The 22,789-nt window shown below is 42.0% G+C and carries 22 protein-coding genes; 13 read left to right on the forward strand and 9 right to left on the reverse strand.

Annotated features, from left to right (window positions below):
• Nucleotides 1–236: 236 nt before the first annotated feature.
• The 5 genes from FPL17_RS10080 to FPL17_RS10100 all read left to right on the forward strand — a co-directional run bounded on the left by FPL17_RS10080 (nt 237) and on the right by FPL17_RS10100 (nt 5,617).
• Nucleotides 237–2,960 (forward strand): TonB-dependent receptor, encoded by a 2,724-nt coding sequence (locus FPL17_RS10080; RefSeq protein ID WP_159884842.1) that lies wholly within the window; start codon nt 237–239, stop codon nt 2,958–2,960.
• A 153-nt stretch (nt 2,961–3,113) separates the two neighbouring features.
• Nucleotides 3,114–3,827, forward strand: coding sequence for a TonB family protein (locus FPL17_RS10085; protein WP_159884844.1), 714 nt, complete (start codon nt 3,114–3,116; stop codon nt 3,825–3,827).
• Nucleotides 3,828–3,867: 40 nt separating this feature from the next.
• Nucleotides 3,868–4,743, forward strand: coding sequence for a MotA/TolQ/ExbB proton channel family protein (locus tag FPL17_RS10090; RefSeq protein WP_159884846.1), 876 nt, complete (start codon nt 3,868–3,870; stop codon nt 4,741–4,743).
• Between the two features lie 11 nt (nt 4,744–4,754).
• A complete protein-coding gene (locus FPL17_RS10095; protein WP_004804911.1) occupies nt 4,755–5,183 on the forward strand; it encodes an ExbD/TolR family protein in 429 nt (142 codons plus the stop codon).
• Between the two features lie 14 nt (nt 5,184–5,197).
• A complete protein-coding gene (locus tag FPL17_RS10100) occupies nt 5,198–5,617 on the forward strand; it encodes an ExbD/TolR family protein (protein ID WP_159884848.1) in 420 nt (139 codons plus the stop codon).
• 74 nt (nt 5,618–5,691) lie between these two features.
• Here the strand turns inward: FPL17_RS10100 and FPL17_RS10105 are convergent, their stop codons facing one another.
• From FPL17_RS10105 to FPL17_RS10135, 7 genes are all read right to left on the reverse strand, one after another.
• Nucleotides 5,692–6,357 carry a hypothetical protein gene (locus FPL17_RS10105; protein ID WP_159884850.1) on the reverse strand — a complete coding sequence of 222 codons (666 nt, stop codon included), beginning with the start codon at nt 6,355–6,357 and terminating at the stop codon, nt 5,692–5,694.
• Nucleotides 6,358–6,570: 213 nt separating this feature from the next.
• Nucleotides 6,571–7,221 carry a dethiobiotin synthase gene (bioD, locus tag FPL17_RS10110; protein ID WP_159884851.1) on the reverse strand — a complete coding sequence of 217 codons (651 nt, stop codon included), beginning with the start codon at nt 7,219–7,221 and terminating at the stop codon, nt 6,571–6,573.
• Entirely contained in the window at nt 7,218–7,970 is a 753-nt protein-coding gene (gene bioC, locus FPL17_RS10115) for a malonyl-ACP O-methyltransferase BioC (RefSeq protein ID WP_159884852.1), read from the reverse strand. Before bioC ends, bioD begins: the two co-directional genes overlap by 4 nt.
• On the reverse strand, nt 7,967–9,121 hold the full coding sequence (locus FPL17_RS10120) for an 8-amino-7-oxononanoate synthase (protein ID WP_159884853.1): 1,155 nt from the start codon (nt 9,119–9,121) through the stop codon (nt 7,967–7,969). The genes bioC and FPL17_RS10120 overlap by 4 nt, the downstream gene beginning before the upstream one ends.
• Entirely contained in the window at nt 9,108–10,403 is a 1,296-nt protein-coding gene (gene bioA / locus FPL17_RS10125; protein WP_159884854.1) for an adenosylmethionine--8-amino-7-oxononanoate transaminase, read from the reverse strand. Before bioA ends, FPL17_RS10120 begins: the two co-directional genes overlap by 14 nt.
• 361 nt (nt 10,404–10,764) lie before the next feature.
• Nucleotides 10,765–11,487 (reverse strand): alpha/beta hydrolase family protein, encoded by a 723-nt coding sequence (locus tag FPL17_RS10130; protein ID WP_159884856.1) that lies wholly within the window; start codon nt 11,485–11,487, stop codon nt 10,765–10,767.
• Nucleotides 11,488–11,529: 42 nt separating this feature from the next.
• Nucleotides 11,530–11,859: a DUF6176 family protein gene (locus tag FPL17_RS10135; RefSeq protein ID WP_159884858.1), complete on the reverse strand. Its 330-nt coding sequence runs from the start codon at nt 11,857–11,859 to the stop codon at nt 11,530–11,532.
• 134 nt (nt 11,860–11,993) lie between these two features.
• Between FPL17_RS10135 and FPL17_RS10140 the strand changes: the two genes are divergently transcribed.
• On the forward strand, nt 11,994–12,569 hold the full coding sequence (locus FPL17_RS10140) for a peroxiredoxin (protein ID WP_159884860.1): 576 nt from the start codon (nt 11,994–11,996) through the stop codon (nt 12,567–12,569).
• 78 nt (nt 12,570–12,647) lie between these two features.
• Here FPL17_RS10140 and FPL17_RS10145 read toward each other — a convergent pair whose 3' ends face one another.
• Nucleotides 12,648–13,607 carry a LysR family transcriptional regulator gene (locus FPL17_RS10145; protein ID WP_004655319.1) on the reverse strand — a complete coding sequence of 320 codons (960 nt, stop codon included), beginning with the start codon at nt 13,605–13,607 and terminating at the stop codon, nt 12,648–12,650.
• A gap of 249 nt (nt 13,608–13,856) precedes the next feature.
• Between FPL17_RS10145 and benA the strand changes: the two genes are divergently transcribed.
• The 7 genes from benA to FPL17_RS10180 all read left to right on the forward strand — a co-directional run bounded on the left by benA (nt 13,857) and on the right by FPL17_RS10180 (nt 22,021).
• Nucleotides 13,857–15,239: a benzoate 1,2-dioxygenase large subunit gene (gene benA / locus FPL17_RS10150; protein ID WP_005191113.1), complete on the forward strand. Its 1,383-nt coding sequence runs from the start codon at nt 13,857–13,859 to the stop codon at nt 15,237–15,239.
• Nucleotides 15,236–15,736 (forward strand): benzoate 1,2-dioxygenase small subunit, encoded by a 501-nt coding sequence (gene benB / locus FPL17_RS10155; protein WP_159884862.1) that lies wholly within the window; start codon nt 15,236–15,238, stop codon nt 15,734–15,736. The genes benA and benB overlap by 4 nt, the downstream gene beginning before the upstream one ends.
• A gap of 72 nt (nt 15,737–15,808) precedes the next feature.
• Entirely contained in the window at nt 15,809–16,825 is a 1,017-nt protein-coding gene (gene benC / locus FPL17_RS10160) for a benzoate 1,2-dioxygenase electron transfer component BenC (RefSeq protein ID WP_159884864.1), read from the forward strand.
• Between the two features lie 21 nt (nt 16,826–16,846).
• Entirely contained in the window at nt 16,847–17,632 is a 786-nt protein-coding gene (benD, locus tag FPL17_RS10165; protein WP_159884866.1) for a benzoate diol dehydrogenase BenD, read from the forward strand.
• A 56-nt stretch (nt 17,633–17,688) separates the two neighbouring features.
• A complete protein-coding gene (gene benE, locus FPL17_RS10170; RefSeq protein ID WP_159884868.1) occupies nt 17,689–18,882 on the forward strand; it encodes a benzoate/H(+) symporter BenE in 1,194 nt (397 codons plus the stop codon).
• A 466-nt stretch (nt 18,883–19,348) separates the two neighbouring features.
• On the forward strand, nt 19,349–20,707 hold the full coding sequence (locus FPL17_RS10175; protein ID WP_159884870.1) for an aromatic acid/H+ symport family MFS transporter: 1,359 nt from the start codon (nt 19,349–19,351) through the stop codon (nt 20,705–20,707).
• 45 nt (nt 20,708–20,752) lie between these two features.
• Complete coding sequence (locus FPL17_RS10180) at nt 20,753–22,021, forward strand: OprD family outer membrane porin (RefSeq protein WP_159884872.1); 1,269 nt, start codon at nt 20,753–20,755, stop codon at nt 22,019–22,021.
• A 102-nt stretch (nt 22,022–22,123) separates the two neighbouring features.
• On the opposite strand, the gene ftn is transcribed toward FPL17_RS10180, so the two are convergent.
• On the reverse strand, nt 22,124–22,588 hold the full coding sequence (ftn, locus tag FPL17_RS10185) for a heteropolymeric bacterioferritin subunit Ftn (RefSeq protein ID WP_005191131.1): 465 nt from the start codon (nt 22,586–22,588) through the stop codon (nt 22,124–22,126).
• Nucleotides 22,589–22,789 lie beyond the last annotated feature (201 nt).

Below are 22,789 nucleotides of genomic sequence, written 5' to 3' on the forward strand. Positions count from 1 at the left end.
GCATTACAAAACCATGCTTTATTTGGAACTTTATGTTAACCAATCCACATTTAAAATTATTTCAATATTTTTAATATTTAGTAAAAATATGAAAAGCTTATATATAAAAACTAAAACACTTTTACACATTTTATTCTACATTAAGCGAAATCTAAAAATAGGGTTTGGCACAGCTCTTGCTAAAACGGATTTATTGAATTTTTAGAGTGGCAATCCATTTAGGGGTTAAATAATCAATGAAAAAAGCCAACTTCGCTCAACCAACTGCTCTGCCAAAAGCGAGCAAAACCATACTCAAACTCAGTACACTTAGTTTAAGTATGTTGTGTTTAACCATGGCTCATGCTGCCGAGGCTGAGTCACCTTCAGAGGAAAAAGCAGCCAAAGTCGTAAAAGTTGCTGTTACAGGTTCATCCATCAAAGGCGTTGCGGCACAGAGTGCTTCACCGATTACCATTGTCAAAGTGGATGAAATTCTAAAACAAGGGGTCACAACAACCGAAGAAGCACTAACTAAAATTACTGCCAACCAAGCTGGATTCACCACTTCTCAGAATGTTGGTCGTGGTAACACTTCTGGGGCAACAGCAAATTTACGTGGTGTTGGTGAAAATAAGACATTAATTTTACTCAATGGACGTCGTTTAGCAGCCAATGCATTTGATAGTGGTGTGACCAATTTAAATATTATTCCACTTGCCATGCTGGAACGTATTGAGATTGTCCGTGATGGAGCATCAGCAATTTACGGTACTGATGCCATCGGTGGTGTTATCAATTTTATTACTAAAAAGCAATTCACAGGACTAAATATTAGTGGTGGATTAACCCAGCCTGAGCAAAAAGGGGGAGATACTCAAGATGTGAGTATTTTCGGTGGTTATGGCGATCTAGAAGACAATGGTTTTAATGTTTTCGGTGTCATCGATTACCGTCGTTCCAACGATATTATGGCCAAAGACCGCAAACTGAGTGCCAAAGGAAGTTTAATTCCTGAGATTGGCTTAGATGCACGTAGTACGGGTTCATTCCCTGCTAACTTCTATGATCCGACTAGTAAAATTGGTGGCAATCCTTATGCTGCATCCAATTGTGGAAGCTATGAAGGTACTTCTTCTGAAGATGGCGTATGCTTATTAAACACACAACGTTTAATTGGTATTGTTCCTGAAACTGAAGATATTTCAGCGATGGGACGTCTCACTTATAAATTGAGCGATAGCTTCAATGCGATTGGTGAATATGTCTACGCAAAAAATAAAGTAACGTCTGCAATTGCTCCCGATGTCTATAATGGCAACAACAAAGTAACCATCAGCAACACCAGTAAATATTATCCAGGTAAAGGCATTGTCCCAAATGTCACAGGTATTAGCGGAGACCCGTTACAACTCTCTTTGCGCTCTCAAGCAGGTAATCGAATCAGTGAATCGGAAAATGAATCACATCGTTTATTTGCTGGAATTGAAGGTGAAGCAGCAGGTTGGGACATTAATGCAGGTATTACTTATGCACAAAGTAAAGCATCAGATAGTGCATTAGGCGGTTACTTAGATAAAGCAGCTGTACAATCTGCTTTAGATGATGGCAAATTAAATCCATTTGGGCCTCAAGCAGCTGGAGATGACCCTGAGATTTGGAATAAACTCTCTCTTTCAGGCAAATACAATACTGCTAAATTAGAATCAACAACTGCAGATTTCACTGTAAGTCGTCCAATCTATACTCTCCCAGCTGGTGATGTTGGTTTTGCCTTTGGTGGTAGTTTCCGCCATGACAAATGGAATTCAGACGTAAATTCAGAACTTGCCGAACGACTCCCAAGCGTTGGTGCAGATCCAGATAATCCTAGCCAAGAAGGCAAACGTGATATTAGCTCAGCATTTACAGAGTTCCATATCCCACTGCATAAAACTTTAGAAGCACAAATTGCCGCTCGTTATGATAACTATAGTGATGTAGGTAGCACCGTTAATCCTAAAATTGCTTTACGTTGGGAACCGATTAAACAATTAATGCTCCGAACCTCTTACAGTACAGGCTTCCGCGCTCCAACACTTTATGAAATTAATAAAAGTAATAGTAGAACACTCGCACCTGTCAGCGATGATCCTGTGCTATGCCCGAATGGGGTACCAAATGCACAATTAGGTGGAGTAAAAGCTCGGGACTGTGGTCAACAATTTGATCGTATGCAAGGGGGGAATAAAAGCTTAGAACCAGAAAAATCAACTTCTATTACAGCTGGTTTCGTATTAGAACCAGTCAAGAATCTTGTATTTTCTCTAGATTACTACAATGTTGAAATCAGAAATCAAATTTCTGCACTTGATTCTGCTGCCATTTTTGCTGATCCAAACAAGTACCAAGACAAATTCGTACGTAAGACAGATGGTTCAATCGACTATGTCATCACAACCATGCAAAACATGGGAAATATTAAAACAGAAGGTATTGACCTTGGTTTGAATTATCTCACTCCTGTAACTTCTACTGGTCGATTTGGTTTTGGTATTGATGGAACCTATATCACCAAATACGATTACCAAACCGAAAAAGATGGTGAATGGTTTAGCAACCTAGGGGCGTATAAAGATAATAGCCCGATCAGTAATGGTGGGCCAACGATTCGCTGGAAGCATGTTGCAAACCTAAATTGGTACTACGAAAATTGGTCTCTTAACTTCCAACAACAATTCACAAGTGGGTACAAAGATCAAAACTCTGACAATCTCGCCGATGGCTATAAGAATCATCGCGTAAGTGACTATACCGTTTATAACGTTTCTGGGACTTACAAAGGTTTTAAAAACCTAGATTTAACACTTGGTATTAAAAACCTGTTTGATGAAGATCCAACGGTTTCCAATACAGTCACTAACTTCCAGTATGGTTATGACCCTCGCTTCAGCGATCCAACTGGTCGTACCTACTTCGCCCGTGGCACTTATAAATTCTAATGTGTTTCGCCACTGCAACATAAATTCCATTATGTCGCAGTGGTTTACCGTAATCCTATGATTCATCAAAAATTAAAGCGGCTAGTATCAATTTTTAATTGATCCCTTCCTCCAAACGACGATGAATTCATGATTACAATTTCAGGAGTAATTATGGGCATCCCCTTTTCTGAGAATGAAAATCAACCTGCCAAACGCCTTGTTGGTATTGGTCTGGTGTTATTTCTACATCTCATTATCGCCTATATTCTGATGACAAGTTTAGCGACCGACTTTAGCAAGCCTGTCGATAAGCCTGTAGAACTACAGATTATTCAGGACATCAAACCACCACCGCCTCCAAAACCAGAGGAACCAAAACCTAAAGAAAAGCCACCCGAGCCACCGAAAATGGTCGAAAAAGTGGCCAAGATGCCTGCCCTACCTAAACAGGTGGAGAAAGTCACACCTGTGCAAAAATCAGCCCCAGCTCAACCTACCAAAACGGCTGTTGCTACACCAACACCTACGCCTGCTGCAGCAAGTCCGAGTCCTGTTGCTGCTCCAACAGCGCCTGCCGCACCTGCGGCTCCAGCTAAACCCGCAGGAATTTCACGCGGCGTTTCTGAAGGCGAAGCGGGCTGCCAAAAACCTGAATATCCACGTGAAGCCTTGATGAATGAAGAAGAAGGTACGGTGCGTATTCGTGTACTGGTTGATGGTTCAGGCAAAGTCATTGACTCAAAAGTCAAAAAATCCAGCGGCAGTAAAAGCTTAGATAAGGCGGCTATTAAAGCGTATAGCCTGTGTACTTTTAAAGCAGCGATGAAAGACGGTGTACCACAACAAGAATGGTACGAAATCGAATATCCATTCACGATTTCCTAATTAAATGCATTGAACAAACAAATTTTTGGAGAATTTAAAGATGATAAACACAGCAAAACGTATTTCTCGAATCGCAGCAATTGGCCTCATCGCAGGTACGACCTTACTTCCAGTTGCAAGCGTGTGGGCGGATGAAACCACGCAAACCACAGCCGTAACGACAGTAGCGACTGATGCCGCAGCACAAGCAGCACCAACCCCGCCTCCATTACCTGCAACTGTTGAGAAAGTACATAACCCTTATGGTTTAGAAGCCCTATGGCGCGAAGGTGACTTAGTCGCAAAATCAACACTATTTATCTTGGTATTAATGTCAATTGGAACGTGGTACATCATTCTGTCGAAAGTGTTCCAACAAAGTAAAATTAAACGCCATGGCACAGAAGCTGAACGTCATTTTTGGGAAGCAGAGTCTTTAAATAGTGCTGCAGAAAGTTTAAATAGCAATAGTAGCTACCGTTATATTGCTGAAAAAGGCATTCGCTCAACCAAACATCACGATGGCACCTTATTAGAACGTATTGATTTCAACACATGGGTAACAATCTCAATTCAACGTGCAATCGAAAAAGTACAAAGTCACTTAAGCAATGGCCTAGCCTTCCTTGCCACTGTGGGTTCAACCGCACCATTTGTCGGCTTATTTGGAACAGTTTGGGGGATTTATCACGCGCTTACTGCAATCGGTATTTCAGGCCAAGCATCAATTGATAAAGTTGCTGGACCTGTCGGTGAAGCACTGATTATGACCGCAATTGGTCTTGCTGTGGCCGTTCCTGCCGTACTTGGTTATAACTGGTTAACCCGTCGTAATAAAGCGGTGATGGACAATGTTCGCTCATTTGGCTCAGACCTACATGCCGTACTCCTCAGCGGCGACCTAAACAGTAATCATCCAAACCGTGATTCTAAATAAGGAACACCATTATGGGCATGATGATTAATTCAGATCAAAGCGACGATGATGTCATCGGGACGATTAACACGACTCCATTAGTCGACATCATGCTGGTGCTGCTGATTATCTTTTTAATCACAGTTCCAGTGGTCACACACACTGTTCCGGTAAAACTACCTGAAGAAAAAAATACACCTTATGCCACCACACCACAAAATATCCAGCTTTCAGTGAATAAAACGGGGGATATTTTCTGGAATGAACAACACGTTGCAAATAAAGAAACGTTACTTGCCCGTTTACAAGCTGAAGCGCAAAAACGTCCACAACCTGAAGTTCATATTCGTGGTGATCAACAGACACATTATGAAGCGATTGATCAGGTAATCAGTACAACCCAACAGGCTGGAATTGGCAAAATCGCTTTTGTTACAACTCCCCCTGCTTCTACACCATAACAGGAGGATCACACATGGGTATGAATGTGGGTTCAAAAAATGATGAAGAAGATGTGATGCTCGACGTCAACATGACCCCCTTGATTGATGTCATGTTGGTGCTGCTGATCATGTTCATTATCACCATTCCAATTCCGAACAATGCCATTAACATTAATTTGCCGAATGGCACACCGCCACCGCCAACCGATCAGAAGCCACCAGAAACCATTAATTTACGGGTTGATGCACAAGGGCATATTTTCTGGAATGATCAAGCGGTTGCTGATCGTTCAGCCTTAAAAGCCCTGTTTGATTCGGTTGCTCAAAAAGCTGATCAGGATCAGATTAAGTTTAAGCCTGATGCAAAGGCTGAATACAAGAATATCGCGATGGTGATGGCACTCGCTCAACAGAGTAATGTCACCAAAATTGGTATCGTCAGTAATAACTAAATAATAAAAACAAAAAATTAATCAGATAACTATAATTTTACTCCTGCGCTAACAAGTTCGCTTGTTAGCTTTTTTTATTTTATTTCACGGATCATAATCGGAATAAGTTTACTGCTCACCTTATAACCTTGTGGTTTGTTATTACAAGCATCCCCTGTTACGGTTGTTCGAATGATATAAGGAGAATAAGGCATTACATTTAAATAGCCCGAATTATCTCGGCCAGTACGACAGTCTTCTGCCCCTAGTTTGTCGTCATAGCGTCCGTCATAGGAAGACTCCTCTACCTCGGTAATCAGTTTGCTTGTCCACTGAGTGAAATAAACCAAACTTTTACTCGATTCAACAGTACCCTGTCCTGAACCTGCGCTTTCAATTTCGATCAGTTGAATCGGTTTACCTTTATAAACGGTTGGATGCACTTTAAAGCTATTCGATTGCCCACCAAACTCTTTTAAGATTCGCGCCTGCTTTAATTTTGGACGGGTTAACACATAGCCAGCCCAAAAATTACGTCCTGCATTTTCAAAACTCACACCAGATAAATAGGCTTCTTCACCCGAGATCAGTTTTACTGTTTCAGTCGAATCGATCTGAATAGCTTGGGGTGGATTGGCATTTGAATCTTGTAAGTTGGTGATCCAACTAATAATGGCCTTATCGCTAGGTACAGCAGCGTGAGTAGTCGAGATTAGACTTGATAGACAAAGTGTTATAAAAATAAATTTCTTTTTATTCATTATGATTTCTCTTTAGAGATTAAATCTGAAAGCGATCTTGACGGAGTCTCTCCAAGCACTCATCCAATCATAGGGAAACCCTCTTACTTTTCAAAGATGAAAAGTAACAAAAATCTTTTGTTAGACTGACGGTACGTCCTTGCTACCGCAGTCTAACTTGGCGGCATCCTTGCCGCCCTCCACGATCACAGATATTTACTAGACAATAAATACCTAGAATGAGTTAAACTTTTCCAATTCAATCCATTGAGCATCAGGAAAATGCTTCGCCAAATAAGCTTTTAAATAATCGGCGGTATCTTTCGAAATAAGTGGATCTTTCGACTCATCCTTTAAGTTATACACCAAAGCATACAAACTCAAACCACGCTGCTTTAAAGCCTCTAAACTCAATAAAGTATGATTAATACTACCCAAACGCCCAGAAGTCACTAAAATCACAGGAAATTGATGCCGAGCGATATAATCAATCGTCAACAATTCTGTGGTTAAAGGTACCATTAAACCACCAGCACCTTCTAACAACACCACCTCAAAACGCTGAGCAAGTTCTTTAGTCGCAGCTTCAATTTTCGCGAAATCTAGATCACGCCCATCCAAACGTGTGGCTAAATGCGGTGACGCTGGATAGGTAAAAATCTCAGGCATGGTCAGCTTTTCATGATCTTCCTGAAACCAGCCACTCCCCATAATTTCACGATGCTTTTCGATATCTTCGGAGATATCTACATTCCCAGTTTGTACTAATTTTTGGGTAATGACACGCTGTCCCTGTTCGGTCCAAAGCTTGGCGAGATAACCAGTGGCATAAGTTTTACCAATTTCAGTATCTATACCGCTGACAAAATAAATTGTTGCACTCATGCTGTTCTCCACGCGATCACATAAATCGGATGATAAGTCAGGCGAAAACCCTGCATATCATAAAACTGTTGATAATCTAAATAAAACTGCTGTAAAGATTGCTTAGTCCAACGATGTGATTGAGCTGTTGCTGTCACGCCTGTGGCTTTTAAATGCTGCAATACAGATTTTGGATGATCAAAATAAACCTGCTTATGATCTTGCTGTATCAATAGAATTTCAAAGTCTTGCTGTTCAAGCTGTCGCTTTAAAGACTCTAAGCCAACATAATTTAAGCCTTGCCCAGTCAGCTGTTTAATTTCCGTTAGATTATCTGCTCCAAAAGTAGAAAAACAGAAATACGCATTCGGCTTTAACGCAGCATAAACCCTCTGCAATAAAGCAGGTAAGTCAATCATCCACTGTAATGCTGAACTGGAAATCACTGCATCTAAAGACTGCGGTAAAGTGAGCTGTTCAACATCCCCGATCAGCCAATTTAAATGTTTAAGATTAAGAAAATGCTGATCGACATCTGCATATAAATCATTTAAGTACAGTTGCTCAACCTGAAAATAGGACTCAAATAAATGGGTGAGATTGCCTGAACCACAGCCAATCTCTAGGACTGAATTTAAGCTTTGCGGACAATACACTTTAAGATATTCAAATAACTGCGCACTAATCTGTTTCTGTACCACAGCATGCTCGACATAGCTTTGCCCTGCTTTGGCAAAACGTTGGGCAACTAGTGCTTTATTGATGCTCACAAACACTCCACCAATTGTTCCAATTCATTTTTTTGCACCAAAGAGGTTAATGAAATACGCAAACGTGAACTATTCTGTGGCACTGTTGGTGGGCGTACCGGCATGGCATAAAAACCCTGTTGCTGCACATAGCAAGCCTTTTCAATTGCAGCTTGGCTTTCACCCACAATAATCGGAATGATATGACTGCTGGAAGGACTAGAGAAACCTTTTGCGATCACCGCCTGTTGTAAATACTGGCTCATCTCAGCCAAGTGCTGACGCTGTGGCTGCATGCTCAATACTTTATTAAACATGAAATCTGACCATGCCATCGAGATCGGCGGTAACGCAGTACTAAAAATCAGTGGGCGCATTTTATTGATCAGATAATCACGAATGATTGAATCACAAATGATATAGCCTCCTACCGAAGCAATTGCTTTACCAAAGGTTCCCACCAAGAAATCAATCTGATCCAATACGCCATATTGTTCAGCACAACCCAGACCTTGCTCACCCCTGACGCCGATCGCATGGGCTTCATCGACATACAACATGGTTTTGGCAAAGCGTTGCTTTAACTGCGCCAATGCAGCTAAATCCGTCTCGTCCCCATCCATACTAAAAATACTTTCGGTCACCACAATAATGCGTTCAACTTGCTCATCTTGATGATGCTTTTGCAATAACTGTTCCAGATGTTGCAAATCATTATGACGATAACGTACATATTGAGCAGTCGAAAGCCGAATGCCATCAATCATACTGGCATGTACCAGTTTATCGGCCAGAATCACGGTTTTGCTATCGCACAAGGCTGGCAAAATACCGATATTCATGTGGTAACCGCTATTAAAGAGTAAGGTAGCACGGCTAAACGCTTTGCTTAGGCTATTTTCAAATTGTTCATATTCTGCAAAATTACCCGTCAGCAAGCGTGAAGAAGATGAACTAAAGAGCGCTCGTTCGATTTTCAACGTATCAAGAAATTCTTCTCTTAAAGTTAAATCAGCGGCCAAACCTAAATAATCATTGGATGCGAGATTCAACATGGTTCGATCTTGAATGGTGATCCATCGTCCAGATTGCTCATTTGCAGTGAATTGGCGGAAATTGCCCTGTTGCTTAAGTTGCTCAAGCTGCTCGGCATAATGATCAAGCAAGGACATTGGCATTTACTCCTTGCATATTTTTTACCACTTCACTCATCTGTGCTAATAAATAATGGAGTTCATCATCGCTAATCACATACGGCGGCATCACGTAGACCAATTTTCCAAATGGTCGTACCCAAATCCCCCGTTCAACAAACTGTTGCTGTAAGGTTTTCATATCAACATTGGTGGTTAATTCAACCACGCCAATCGCCCCTAAAACCCGTACATCCGCAACGTGGTCAAGCTGGGCTAAATCATTTAACTGTTCAGTCAGAATCTGTTCAATTCGTTGAATATTGGCTTGCCAATCCTGTTCCACCAGCAATTGAGTACTTCTTAATGCAACCGCACAAGCCAGTGGATTCGCCATAAAGGTTGGGCCATGCATAAACACGCCTGCTTCACCACGACTAATGGTTTCAGCCACTTGCTTGGTGGTCAAGGTTGCAGACAGCGTCATATAACCACCCGTTAAACCTTTGCCAATACACATAATATCGGGTTCAACCTGTGCGTGTTCCCATGCAAACATTTTGCCTGTACGCCCAAAACCTGTCGCAATCTCATCAAAAATCAACAATAAATTGTATTGCTCACACAACGCTTTGGCTTGGCGCAAATATTCAGAATGATAAAAACGCATCCCTCCCGCACCTTGTACAATCGGTTCGATAATCAGGGCAGCAATACTGTGATGATGCTGTTCAATCTGTTTCTTGAGTTCCTGAATGTCTTGCGGATCCCACTCTCTATCAAAGCGGCTTTGTGGCGCGGGTACAAAAATTCGATTCGGTAAACTTGTACCAAAAATCTGATGCATCCCCGTGACTGGATCACACACCGACATCGCATTCCATGTATCGCCATGATAGCCAGAACGGGTGGTAATAAAATTGGTTTTCTCTGGTTTGTTTAATGCAGCCCAATATTGAACTGCCATTTTTAACGCTACTTCTACGGCAACCGAACCTGAGTCTGCGTAGAAAATCTTATCTAAATTCGGCGGCGTGATTTTTAATAATAATTTGCCTAATTCAATTGCAGGTTCATGGGTCAGACCGCCAAACATGATATGCGCCATATTCTGCAATTGATCTGTAACTGCTTGGTTTAGTTCAGGATGGTTATAGCCATGAATCGCACACCACCATGACGACATGCCATCAACCAAAGTTCGACCATCTTCTAATTCAATCGTTGCACCGTAGGCACGTTTGACTTTAAAGGTTGGTAGTGGATTTAACATCGAAGTATAGGGATGCCATATATGTTCTAAATCAAATGGGTCTGTCATCCTTTACCTCTGTAAATTCAATATTTAATGATGTGCTGTACAGTGTCATTCCGAGTACTCACCCAATTTTAGGATAAGCCTTCAGCTGAACCTACTTTTCTTTCGGGATGAGGAGCGCAGCTCCGCAAGGGTAACCATCTTGCGCAGCTTTAGCGCTGCTCATCCACAAAACCTGTTCACTTCTTGATCCCATCCAAATATATCTACTCATCCATCTTCATCACTTTTACGATAACCACGCAGGTTGTGGATGACCTTACCGAGTATCAATTTTTTGGAAAATTCATACAGAAGAACTTGTGAACATCTTAAACGTGTCAAAATCTAAAATATATTGCGAGAACTTTCAATTCAAGCAAGATTAAACCGTCTGTTGAATAAAATCTTCAATTATTTGCACAGTCTGCTCAACCATAAAACATGGAAAACCATGCGAAGCTCCATCAATCAAAACAACAGATAGATTCTTTGTAGCCAAATCTTTAGTTTTTCGCACAACTTGGTAAGGAACTAAAGCATCATGCTCTGCAAAGACGTGCAACTGCTTACCTTGACAACGTTCGTACAACTCAACCAAGTTTAATTGCTCCAGCAACTGCAATCCGTCCCGAAGCAATGCAATCGGTTGTGGACGAATCAATTTCTGCATGGCTACGAAATCTTTCTTTGCTGAACTTGCACCTTGGCACACCAACAAGCCAAAACGCTTTAAAGTACTAATTGCATCCTGTTCAAATGACTGTTTGAACTGCATAAAGGTTTCAACAGGCATTGCTGTGGTCCAATCAGCTTGTGCCACAAAACATGGATTTGACGCTAAAGTGATTAAAACTTTCTGCTCAGCATATTTTTGTTGAATTTGATCGACCAATAAGGTTGCCAGTTGTCCGCCAAGCGACCATCCGACAATCACATCAAATTTCACTGCACGTTCAACATGCTGTTTCAAGATGTCATCATTCAGCGCATTAAAGATATCCATCCGTTCAACGCTATGTCCCTTTTGTTCTAAAGCCTCATGTAAAGGTTTTAATAATTCGGCACCACCGCCCCATCCCGTGATGAGTAGAATCTTGTAAATCACGTGCTTGCTCAATTCCAAAAACTTCAACGCAGTATACTCTGATTAACACTCCTCATTATTTTCCAAATCTACCAAAAGCTGCGCTGGAATCACTTGCTCCCAATGTTGCTTGAACTGTCGATGAACTTGATCAATATCAAAGCAACTATTTCTCGCCACCTGCTGAGCAAGAGCAATATCTTTGGCACGCATATAAGCAAGTAAATAATTTTCTCCCTCTATCTCAAGTTGAAACCAAGATTCAACGGTTACCCCTTCTGCTTGAAGTGTTTGAATGGCTTCTACTTTGCGTTGTTTAATTTCTCGCTGCCAAGCCTCGACCTCAGCCTGCCTATTTGCTTTTAATTTAATCAGAACTGCACCAACATCCATTGATTTTCCTTTTCTTTTTCTAAATTGCTATTCAATTTAAATATATAAAGCAGAGCAAAACCCTGTAAAGAATTTTCTACCCCATCTAATCACTAAATTTGCTAAAGTAGCTGCTATTACACTTTGAGATCAACATGATGAATACGATAAAGTCCAAAGTTCTCGTTTTATGTAGTTCACTTTTTTTACTCAGTGCACCAATGCTCAGTAGCGCACAAACTACCTTATTTTCAAAGCAAGATACCGCTCAAAAAGAATGGGTTGGACAGTCTGCGCCAGACTTTAAACTGCAAGATCAAACTGGCAAATGGCATACCTTAAATCAATATAAAGGCAAATGGGTGGTACTTTATTTCTATCCTAAAGACAATACTGCAGGCTGTACCCAAGAAGCTAATCAATTTAAATCACTGTATCCACAATTTAGCAAATCAAATGCTGTGGTACTGGGTGTCAGTCTGGATGATGTTGCATCACATCAAAAATTCTCAGAAAAACTTGGCCTACCATTCCCGATTCTTGCTGATGATCAAGGAGAGCTAGCAACTAAATTTGGCATCGTACGAAACTTGGGTATTACTAAAATTGCCAAACGAGAGAGTTTTTTGATTAATCCTCAAGGCGCGGTGATGTATCACTACACCAGCGTAAATACTCAAACTCATGCCGATCAAGTGTTGAAGGATTTAAAAACCTTACAAAGCAAATAATCACATTCAAGATTCTGAGTCAGCTTATCGAGTAATAATATGCCTAGCTGTTTGAAGTCTAGGCATTTTTATACGTGTTTAAAAATCAATGCCATTGGAATCATCAATCGGATTCTGATCCAGTGTAAATACAGTCCGCTGATAAGGAATGCCTTCCAGATCATAGACTTGATAAACACAATCAAATAACAGTTGTAAGTCTTCGCTACGATCCATTGCTCGCGCGGTCAGAAAGATTGGGCTGACTGCCCCATTGTCCAGAATCGGAATGTAGTTCAAATGAGGAAAGCGAATGGTATCAGCACTGGCAGGAATCACACACAGGCCTTCACCTGCGGCCACCAATCCTAAGGCCAATTGAATTTCACGCACTTCATGCATATTTTTTGGTACTAAACTATGCTCGGCAAAAATATTCAGCAGTTGCGTCGAAAAATTCGGTTTCGGCGAAGTGGGATACATAAACATCTTCTCATCGATTAGATCTGCCAGATAGACCCCTTCTGTCCGCTGTGCAATGGGATGGCTGGTATGCGCCGCCACGACCAAACGCTCCTTCCGCAATAAAATCCGTCTGACGGCAGGATCACTAATCCGCAAGCGTCCAAAGCCCACATCAATACGCCCTTCTTTTAAGGCTTGCAGTTGTTCTGTGGTGCTCATTTCAACCAGTTGAATATTGAGATGTGGCTGCTGCTGCCTAAATAAATAAATGATCCGTGGCAATAGACCATAAAGCAGCGACCCAACAAAACCTATGGTGACACTGCGTTCAATCAGTCCAATACGCTTCGCCATACTTTTAATTTCTTCAGCATTAGACAAAAGTTTAATCGCGTGCTGATAAAAGAAATGCCCAGCAGGTGTGGTTTGTAGAGGTCGGCTCCCCCGTTCAAATAGTTGAATACCCAACTCACTTTCCAAATTTTGGATCTGCCGACTCAAAGGGGGTTGAGCAATAAATAGTTTTTCTGCGGCCTTGGTGAAGCTCTGTTCTTCAACAACAGCAACAAAATACCGTAAATGACGTAATTCCATGAGGTTTCCATACCTTTAAGATATATATAAATATAAATTCGGTCTTAGACAGAGTTTACTCATTCTTTTAAGGTATAGACAAGAGATAAACCGATGAAGTTATGAATCGCTTCCGCTAGATTCCAGCTGCCCACATTCATCCTTATCGGTTCAAGCCACAACACTCGCCACATTCAACTTATTAGGATATCGAGACGCTTTAAGCGCAACTCGATGACTTCCACATTTTTGGAAAGTCGGAGAACGGACATGCCACGTATTCCTGTAATCAATACCAGCCATCTTGACCGCATTGATGAATTACTGGTCGATAATATCGACACGGGTGAATTTAAACTTCATCGCTCAGTATTTACCGATCAAGCCTTATTTGACCTTGAAATGAAATACATTTTTGAAGGCAATTGGGTTTATCTTGCACATGAAAGCCAAATCCCCAATAACAACGATTTCTACACCACCCATATTGGTCGTCAACCTGTCATTATCGCCCGCAACCGTAACGGTGAACTGAATGCCATGATCAATGCCTGTTCGCATCGTGGTGCGCAACTTTGCCGTCATAAACGCGGTAACAAAGCCACTTACACTTGCCCTTTCCATGGTTGGACCTTTAACAACTCAGGCAAACTCCTCAAAGTTAAAGACCCAAGTGAAGCTGGTTATTCAGATTGCTTTAACCAAGACGGTTCACATGACCTGAAAAAAGTCGCTCGTTTTGAGAATTACAAAGGTTTCTTGTTTGGCAGTCTCAATCCAGATGTACCATCACTGGAAGAATTTTTGGGTGAAACCAGCAAAATCATCGACATGATTGTCGATCAATCCGAACATGGTTTAGAAGTTCTGCGCGGTACCTCCTCTTATACCTATGAAGGGAACTGGAAACTGACTGCTGAAAATGGTGCCGATGGTTATCACGTTTCAGCGGTGCACTGGAACTATGCCGCAACCACACAACACCGCAAAGAAACACAAGCTGCCGATAATATTCGTGCCATGAGCGCAGGTTCCTGGGGCAAGCAAGGCGGTGGTTCTTATGGCTTTGAAAATGGTCATATGTTGCTATGGACACAATGGGCCAATCCAGAAGATCGCCCAAACTTCCCGAAAGCAGATGAATATACCGAGAAATATGGTGCAGCCATGTCGAAATGGATGATCGAACGCTCGCGTAATCTGTGTCTCTATCCAAACGTGTATTTAATGGATCAGTTCGGCTCACAAATTCGTGTATTGCGTCCTATCTCAGTCGATCGAACTGAAGTGACGATTTACTGTATTGCACCAAAAGGTGAAGCCCCAGAGGCGCGTGCGCGTCGTATTCGTCAATACGAAGATTTCTTTAATGCCTCAGGCATGGCCACACCTGATGACCTAGAAGAATTCCGTGCCTGTCAGGCAGGTTATGCAGGCATCGCGCTGGAATGGAACGACATGTGCCGTGGTTCTAAACACTGGATTTATGGCCCCGATGATGCAGCCAATGAAATTGGACTTAAACCGATGTTAAGCGGAATTAAAACCGAAGATGAAGGCCTCTATCTGGCGCAACATCAATATTGGTTGCATACCATGAAACACGCCATCGTCGCTGAGAAGCAAATTGCTGCTCAAGGAGAAAACGCATGAGTATTCAAGATCAAAGCAGCTTGGAAAATATTGCTCAGTTTCTCTATCGTGAAGCTCGCTTTTTAGATGATGAACAATGGGATGACTGGCTCAATTGCTATGCGCCTGAAGCCAGCTTCTGGATGCCAGCGTGGGATGACAATGATCAACTCACCGAAGACCCACAAGCTGAAATCTCGCTGATTTATTACCCAGATCGCCAAGGACTGGAAGACCGTGTATTCCGTATCAAGACCGAACGCTCTTCTGCCACCATGCCTGATACCCGTACTTGCCACAATATTGCCAATGTTGAAATCGTAGCGCGCGACGGAGATAAACTCACGGTTCGCTTCAATTGGAATACCCTGAGCTTCCGCTATAAAACCACCTATAGCTACTTTGGCATGTCACGTTATGTGATTGATTGTTCGGGTGATGAACCGAAAATCCTGAGCAAATATGTCGTACTCAAAAATGACTATATCAATCAAGTTATTGATATCTACCACCTGTAAAAATAGGTCTCCCCAGTCAAATGGACTATTGGTTGGGGTCCCAAATTTAAATTATTTTGTAGGATACGTCTCATGTCAAACCACAATGTAGCACTTCAATTTGAAGATGGTGTGACACGTTTTATCAGTGTTGCTCAAGGTGAAACCCTGTCCGATGCAGCCTATCGCCAAAAAATTAATATCCCGTTGGATTGCCGTGACGGTGCCTGTGGTACTTGCCGTGCATTCTGCGAATCTGGCAGTTATGACATGCCAGAAGAAAGTTATATCGAAGATGCCCTCACCCCAGAAGAAGCAGAGCAAGGTTATATTCTGGCGTGCCAATGTCGTCCAAGCTCAGATGCAGTATTCCAAATTCAGGCCTCATCTGATGTCTGTAAAACCGAAATTCATTCTTTCCAAGGCACATTGGCTCGGGTAGAAAATCTTTCTGACTCAACCATTAGCTTCGATATTCAACTGGATGAAGGTCAACCCGATATACATTTCCTTGCAGGACAGTATGTCAATGTCGCTATTCCTGAAACAGGTGAAACCCGTTCATATTCATTTAGCTCAAAGCCAGGCAACCGTTTAACTGGCTTTGTGGTGCGTAATGTCCCAAATGGCAAAATGAGCGATTTCTTAAGCAAGGCCGCGCAGGCAGGTGACAAGATGAGCTTCACAGGTCCATTCGGCAGCTTCTATCTACGTAATGTCACTCGTCCTGTGCTGATGCTGGCAGGTGGAACAGGTATTGCTCCTTTTATCTCGATGCTGCAGGTGCTTGAAGAAAAAGGTTCGAGCCAACCTGTACGCTTAGTGTTTGGTGTGACCAACGATTTTGATCTAGTGGCTTTGGAGAAATTAGCAGAATTACAGGCGCAATTCCCTTGGTTTGAATATCGGACTGTGGTTGCTCATCCTGACAGCCAGCATGCGCGTAAAGGCTATGTCACAGGCCATATCGAATCTGAATGGCTAAACAGTGGCGATGTTGATGTGTATCTGTGTGGTCCTGTCCCAATGGTCGAAGCGGTCCGTGGCTGGTTAGATGCTGAACAGATCAAACCAGCCAATTTCCTGTTCGAAAAGTTCTCTGCGAATTAATAGCTACAGGAAAATCAAGCCATGTCTCAAGTTCAAAGATTTAAGCATAAAGTGATGATTGTCACAGGCAGTGCTCAGGGCATTGGCCGTGGGGTTGCACTACAACTGGCGGCAGAAGGTGCGCAACTGGTCTTGGCCGATCGTTCTGATTATGTGCAGGAGGTACTAGCCGAAGTCAAAGCCTTGGGTGCTGATGCTATGACCATTCAAGCCGATCTGGAAAGCTTTGCAGGTGCACAAAGTGTGGTTGCCAAAACCATTGAACAGTTTGGTCGAGTCGATGTGCTGATCAACAATGTTGGTGGCGCAATCTGGATGAAACCTTTTCAGGAATTTTCTGAACAGGAAATTATCAAGGAAGTGAATCGCTCGTTGTTTCCAACTTTATGGTGCTGTCGAGCGGTCTTACCTGCAATGATTCAGCAACAGGCAGGTGTGATCGTCAATGTTTCATCGATTGCAACTCGCGGGATTAACCGTATTCCCTACTCAGCCGCAAAAGGTGGGGTCAATGCGCTGACAGCGTCACTGGCCTTTGAACATGCCAAAGATGGAATCCGGGTGAATGCCATTGCCACAGGCGGAACTGAAGCCCCATCACGCAAAGTACCACGCAATAACAATCCACTCAGTCAAAATGAAAAAGACTGGATGCAACAAGTGGTGGATCAAACCATAGACCGTACTTTTATGGGCCGTTATGGCAGTATTGATGAACAGGTCAAAGCCATTGTCTTTGTTGCGTCCGATGATGCCTCCTATATCACGGGCAGCGTCATTCCAGTGGGAGGTGGAGATCAGGGTTAAGCCTGATCTTTTGTATTTCAGATAAAGTACAAGATGTGCATGGAGGCCATCACCCAATGACAACTTTACTCAAAACATTAAAACAAGATTGGTCCATTTCAGCCATGGTTGCTGGCTTTCTTGCGGTTCTGATTTCTTATTCAGGGCCCCTGATTATTTTCTTTCAAGCGGCACAACGTGCTCATGTCTCAACAGAGATGATGGTGTCATGGATTTGGGGCATTTCGATTGGTGCTGCGGTATCAGGTATTTATCTCTCAATTAAATATAAAACCCCCGTCATTACTGCTTGGTCTGCACCTGGTACCGCTTTATTGGTCACGTTATTTCCTGATATTTCACTGAATGAAGCAGTCGCAGCCTATATCACTTCTGCGATTGTAATTTTTCTGATCGGGATTACAGGCTGTTTTGACAAACTACTGAAATGGATTCCTCAGGATGTTGCCGCAGGTATGATGGCAGGCATCTTGTTTCAATTCGGCATTAATCTATTTACAGCCACAGATAGCATGCCACTGATTGTGTTTAGCATGTTGATTGTGTTTTTGATCGCTAAAAGGCTGATGCCTCGCTATACCATGATTTGGGTATTGACTGCTGGAATTTTATTGAGCTTGATTCTGGGTAAAATGAATCCTGTGGAGATCAGTTTTAACCTTGCTATTCCACAATGGATCAGCCCGGAATGGACATGGAACTCGACCTTGAATCTGGCACTGCCCTTGATACTCGTGAGTCTGACTGGTCAATTTTTACCGGGTATGGCGATTATGAAGCTAAGCGGCTATGACACGCCTGCCAAACCGATTATTAGTGTCACCAGTATTGCTTCTTTAGCCGTAGCCTGTGTCGGTGGTATTACCATTGTGCTCGCCTCGATTACAGCAGCCCTATGTATGGGAAAAGATGCACATGAACTGAAAGAAAAACGCTATATCGCAGGGATTGCCAATGGAATTTTCTATATTCTCGGCGGACTATTTGCGGGCAGTATTGTGATGCTATTTAGCTTACTACCCAAAGAACTGGTTGCCGCGTTAGCAGGCTTGGCCTTGCTGGGTGCAATTTCCACCAATATTGCCGTTGCCATGAAAAATGACCAACAGCGCGATGCCGCACTGATTACCTTTCTTGCCACAGCTTCAGGCATGCATTTTTTAGGATTAAGTTCTGTATTTTGGGGCATTTGTATTGGGGTGATTGCTCATTTCATTCTCACTCAACGCGCTGCAACACAATCCGCTTAAGAAAAAAGAGAACAACTTCCTCGACTCTCCGCCTTACTGTCGAATAACAGACTACTTTGCCCACTAAAGTTGAGCAATCAAAATTCAGTAAGGCAATTTTAAAAATCTCACTTTAAAGTCTCCCCCTCATTCAACTTAATTAAATGCTCCTCATTATTTTAACCAATAGGTAAAATAAAATATCCTGACTTATTTTAATCACACCATAAGTTTGTTTAATGATTTTTCAATTATAAAAATAAGATTTAAACATCATAAAATAGTTAAAATTCTCACCATTTAATATTTCACTCACATTTAAAAAGAAATTAAATAAAAATAATAAACACATAAATTTCAATGCATTAAATAAAATCACAATACCTTAAAGACATAAAGATATATCAATTAGGTTTTTGACTCTCACCCAATAACAAAATAGCTTAATAAAAAATAACTCGGTACTTCACAAATTGGAGGTGAAGCAATGGACACAAATAAGGTCAATATTAATGACATTATTGATAAAGCCCGTTTTACGGCATTTCACTGGAAAGTATTAATCTGGTGTCTCATCATTATTATTTTTGACGGTTACGATCTGGTTATTTACGGTGTCGCCTTACCTTTGCTGATGCAGCAATGGTCACTGACTGCTGTGCAAGCGGGATTGCTTGCCAGTGCAGCGCTGTTCGGGATGATGTTTGGTGCCATGATTTTTGGCACGCTCTCAGACAAACTGGGGCGTAAAAAAACCATTATGATCTGTGTCACTTTATTCAGTGGCTTCACCTTCTTAGGTGCTTTTGCCCGAAGCCCCACTGAATTTGCAATTTTACGTTTTATCGCGGGGCTTGGCATTGGTGGTGTGATGCCAAACGTTGTCGCACTGATGACCGAATACGCACCGAAAAAAATCCGCAGTACCTTAGTCGCACTGATGTTTAGTGGCTATGCCATTGGCGGGATGAGTTCTGCCTTACTGGGCGCATGGTTAGTCAAAGACATGGGCTGGCAAATCATGTTTTTAATTGCAGGCATTCCACTATTGCTGTTGCCTGTAATCTGGAAATTTCTGCCTGAGTCATTGGCTTTCTTAGTAAAATCGAATCATCACGATCAAGCCAAAATGATTGTCAGTAAAATCGCACCTGAAACTGAATTAAGCAATCATTCAGAACTGGTTCTAAATGAAAGTACCACGACTGATGCGCCTGTTCGCGCCCTATTCCAACAAGGTCGTAGTTTCAGCACCTTTATGTTTTGGGTGGCGTTCTTTATGTGCCTGTTGATGGTTTATGCATTGGGTAGCTGGTTACCAAAACTGATGTTACAAGCAGGCTATTCTCTAGGTGCCAGCATGCTGTTCTTGTTTGCACTGAATATTGGAGGTATGGTTGGCGCGATTGGCGGTGGTGCATTAGCGGATAAATTCCACTTAAAACCCGTGATTACCAGCATGTTTGTGATCGGCGCGGCTGCCTTGATCTTACTTGGTTTTAATAGCCCACAATTTATTTTATACAGCCTGATTGCAATCGCAGGCGCAGCCACGATTGGCTCACAGATTCTGCTCTATACCTTTGTGGCGCAATTCTACCCAACCGCAGTACGTTCAACTGGGATGGGATGGGCTTCGGGTATTGGCCGAATCGGTGCCATCATCGGCCCTGTGCTCACTGGTGCGCTACTCACCTTTGAATTGCCTCATCAAATGAATTTTCTCGCCATCGCGATTCCCGGCATTATTGCGGCTCTCGCCATCTTCTTGGTGAATTTAAAAGTCTCGGTTGCGGCTCAACCTGCGACGAGCTTTAACCCACAATCTTCACTAACTCAGCAATAAAACCATGTGCGCCGAGGACTGGCGCACTAACTTCGGATATGGATTATGAAATTATTACAGCGCTTTTCCCCTACGCGTTTAACGGTTGCAACCTTACTGGCAATGGGCAGTTGGTCTAGCTCGGTTGCTTTGGCTGCGGAGACAGCTCAGCCAACTCAAGATCAATGGAAATTCACGCTTAAAAATGCCTATATTAATCGTGACTATGACAATCCGAGCCTGAAAGATACAGGCAGTTGGTCACAAGCGGCGTCTTTATTTTACAAGTCAAATATGCAGGATACCCCCCTACAAATCGCGGATAAACCAATCACCATCGGGGCAGATGCTTCGGTGCAATATGCGGTACGTTTAAGCAAGGATAAGCATGTGGCGGATACGGTGTTGCCCTTTGATCCCCAAACCCAATCACAAGCCTCTGATTATTTAAAATATGGTGCGACCCTCAAACTGGGCTATGACAAAACACTGCTCAGTGTCGGTGAACTCTGGCTGGATCTTCCTGTGACGGCGGTAGATGCCAGTCGCCAGTTGTTGGCATCATATTGGGGGACAAATTTAAAGTCACAACTTTCTGATCAACTCTATGCAGAAATAGGCCGAGTCACTAAAGTGTCACCGCGTAATGAAGAAGATTTTAAGAAATTTTCTTTTACTGCCAATGGCAAAACTGAATATTCTGATGGTTTGAATTATCTGGATCTACGCTATCAACTCACGCCATCGTTAAAGGTCGAATACTACTTTGGTAATTTAGAGGACCTCTACAATAAACACTACCTTGGGCTAGACCATACGTGGAAACAAGCCAGCTTCTCACTGAATTCCAAGTTTAAATATTTTAATGCCAAAAATGACGGCAGCAACTTTGATATTGAGGCCCAAAATATTGGAATCTTGGAAATGCTGAAAGTGAAGAATCAGTCCTTTGGTTTGGGCTATCAACAGATTATCGGGGAGTCTGCTTATCCGTTACCTGATGGTTTCCTGCCTGAAACTTATTTTATCAACTGGAATGCCACAGGCTTCTTTAAAAAGAATGAAAAGTCTTATCACTTGATGTATGGCTATGATTTTAAGGACTATGTGCCTGGGCTAAATGCGATGGTGAAATATGTCTATGGTCATGATTTTAAGGCAGCCAATGGTGACAAAAATCATGAAACCGAGTCCAATATTATTATGAACTATGCTTTTCAGCAGCCCTATCTCAAAGGCCTTGCACTGCAATACATCCGCATTGACTATGATGTGAAACACGGCAATGACTTTGGCGAAGATCGTTTATTCGTGAATTATAGTAAAAAATTCTAAGTCTTGGTCTGACAGTTAACTAAACAATTTATCCCCCTAAAATAAAAAGAGAACTTCATTTGAAGTTCTCTTTTTATGCCTCACAAGTTTAAATCTGATCGATTAAATTTGTGATTGAATATAATTCTGTAAACCAATCAATTCAATTAAACGTAATTGCTTTTCTAACCAATAGGTATGATCTTCTTCTGTATCAGAAAGCTGCTGGCGCAACATATCACGGCTAATAAAATCGCCTTTTTCTTCACACAGCTTAATACCCACAGCCAATTTTTCACGCACGTGGTATTCAAGTGCCAAATCAGCCTTTAAGCAACTGACAACATCGTTACCGACGTTGATGTCTTCACGATTCATATTCGGTTGAGCACCTAAGAACAACACACGACGAATGATTGAATCCGCATGAGATGCTTCTTCTTGCATTTCATGGTCAATACGCTCGTAGATTTTGCTCAAGCCCCAATCTTCATACATTCTTGAATGAATTAAATATTGATCACGAGCAGCCAATTCACCGCCAATGAGCATATTTAAATAGTCGATGACTTCTGGATTGCCACGCATAATACTTACTCCTATCGAATGACAATATTATGGCCAAGTTACAATAGAATTGCAAAAATAAAAGTGTGTAAGTTTATGATTTTTATAAAATTAAAATGAGAAACATACGCATTTACAGTTCTAATTAGCTCAATTTATCTAAATAAAATAAGCCTTTGCATATCATTTATGACTTTAAAAAGAGATAATCCTATTGAAAAT

Origin of the sequence: Acinetobacter dispersus (assembly GCF_009884975.1) — a bacterium.
Lineage (GTDB): Bacteria > Pseudomonadota > Gammaproteobacteria > Pseudomonadales > Moraxellaceae > Acinetobacter > Acinetobacter dispersus.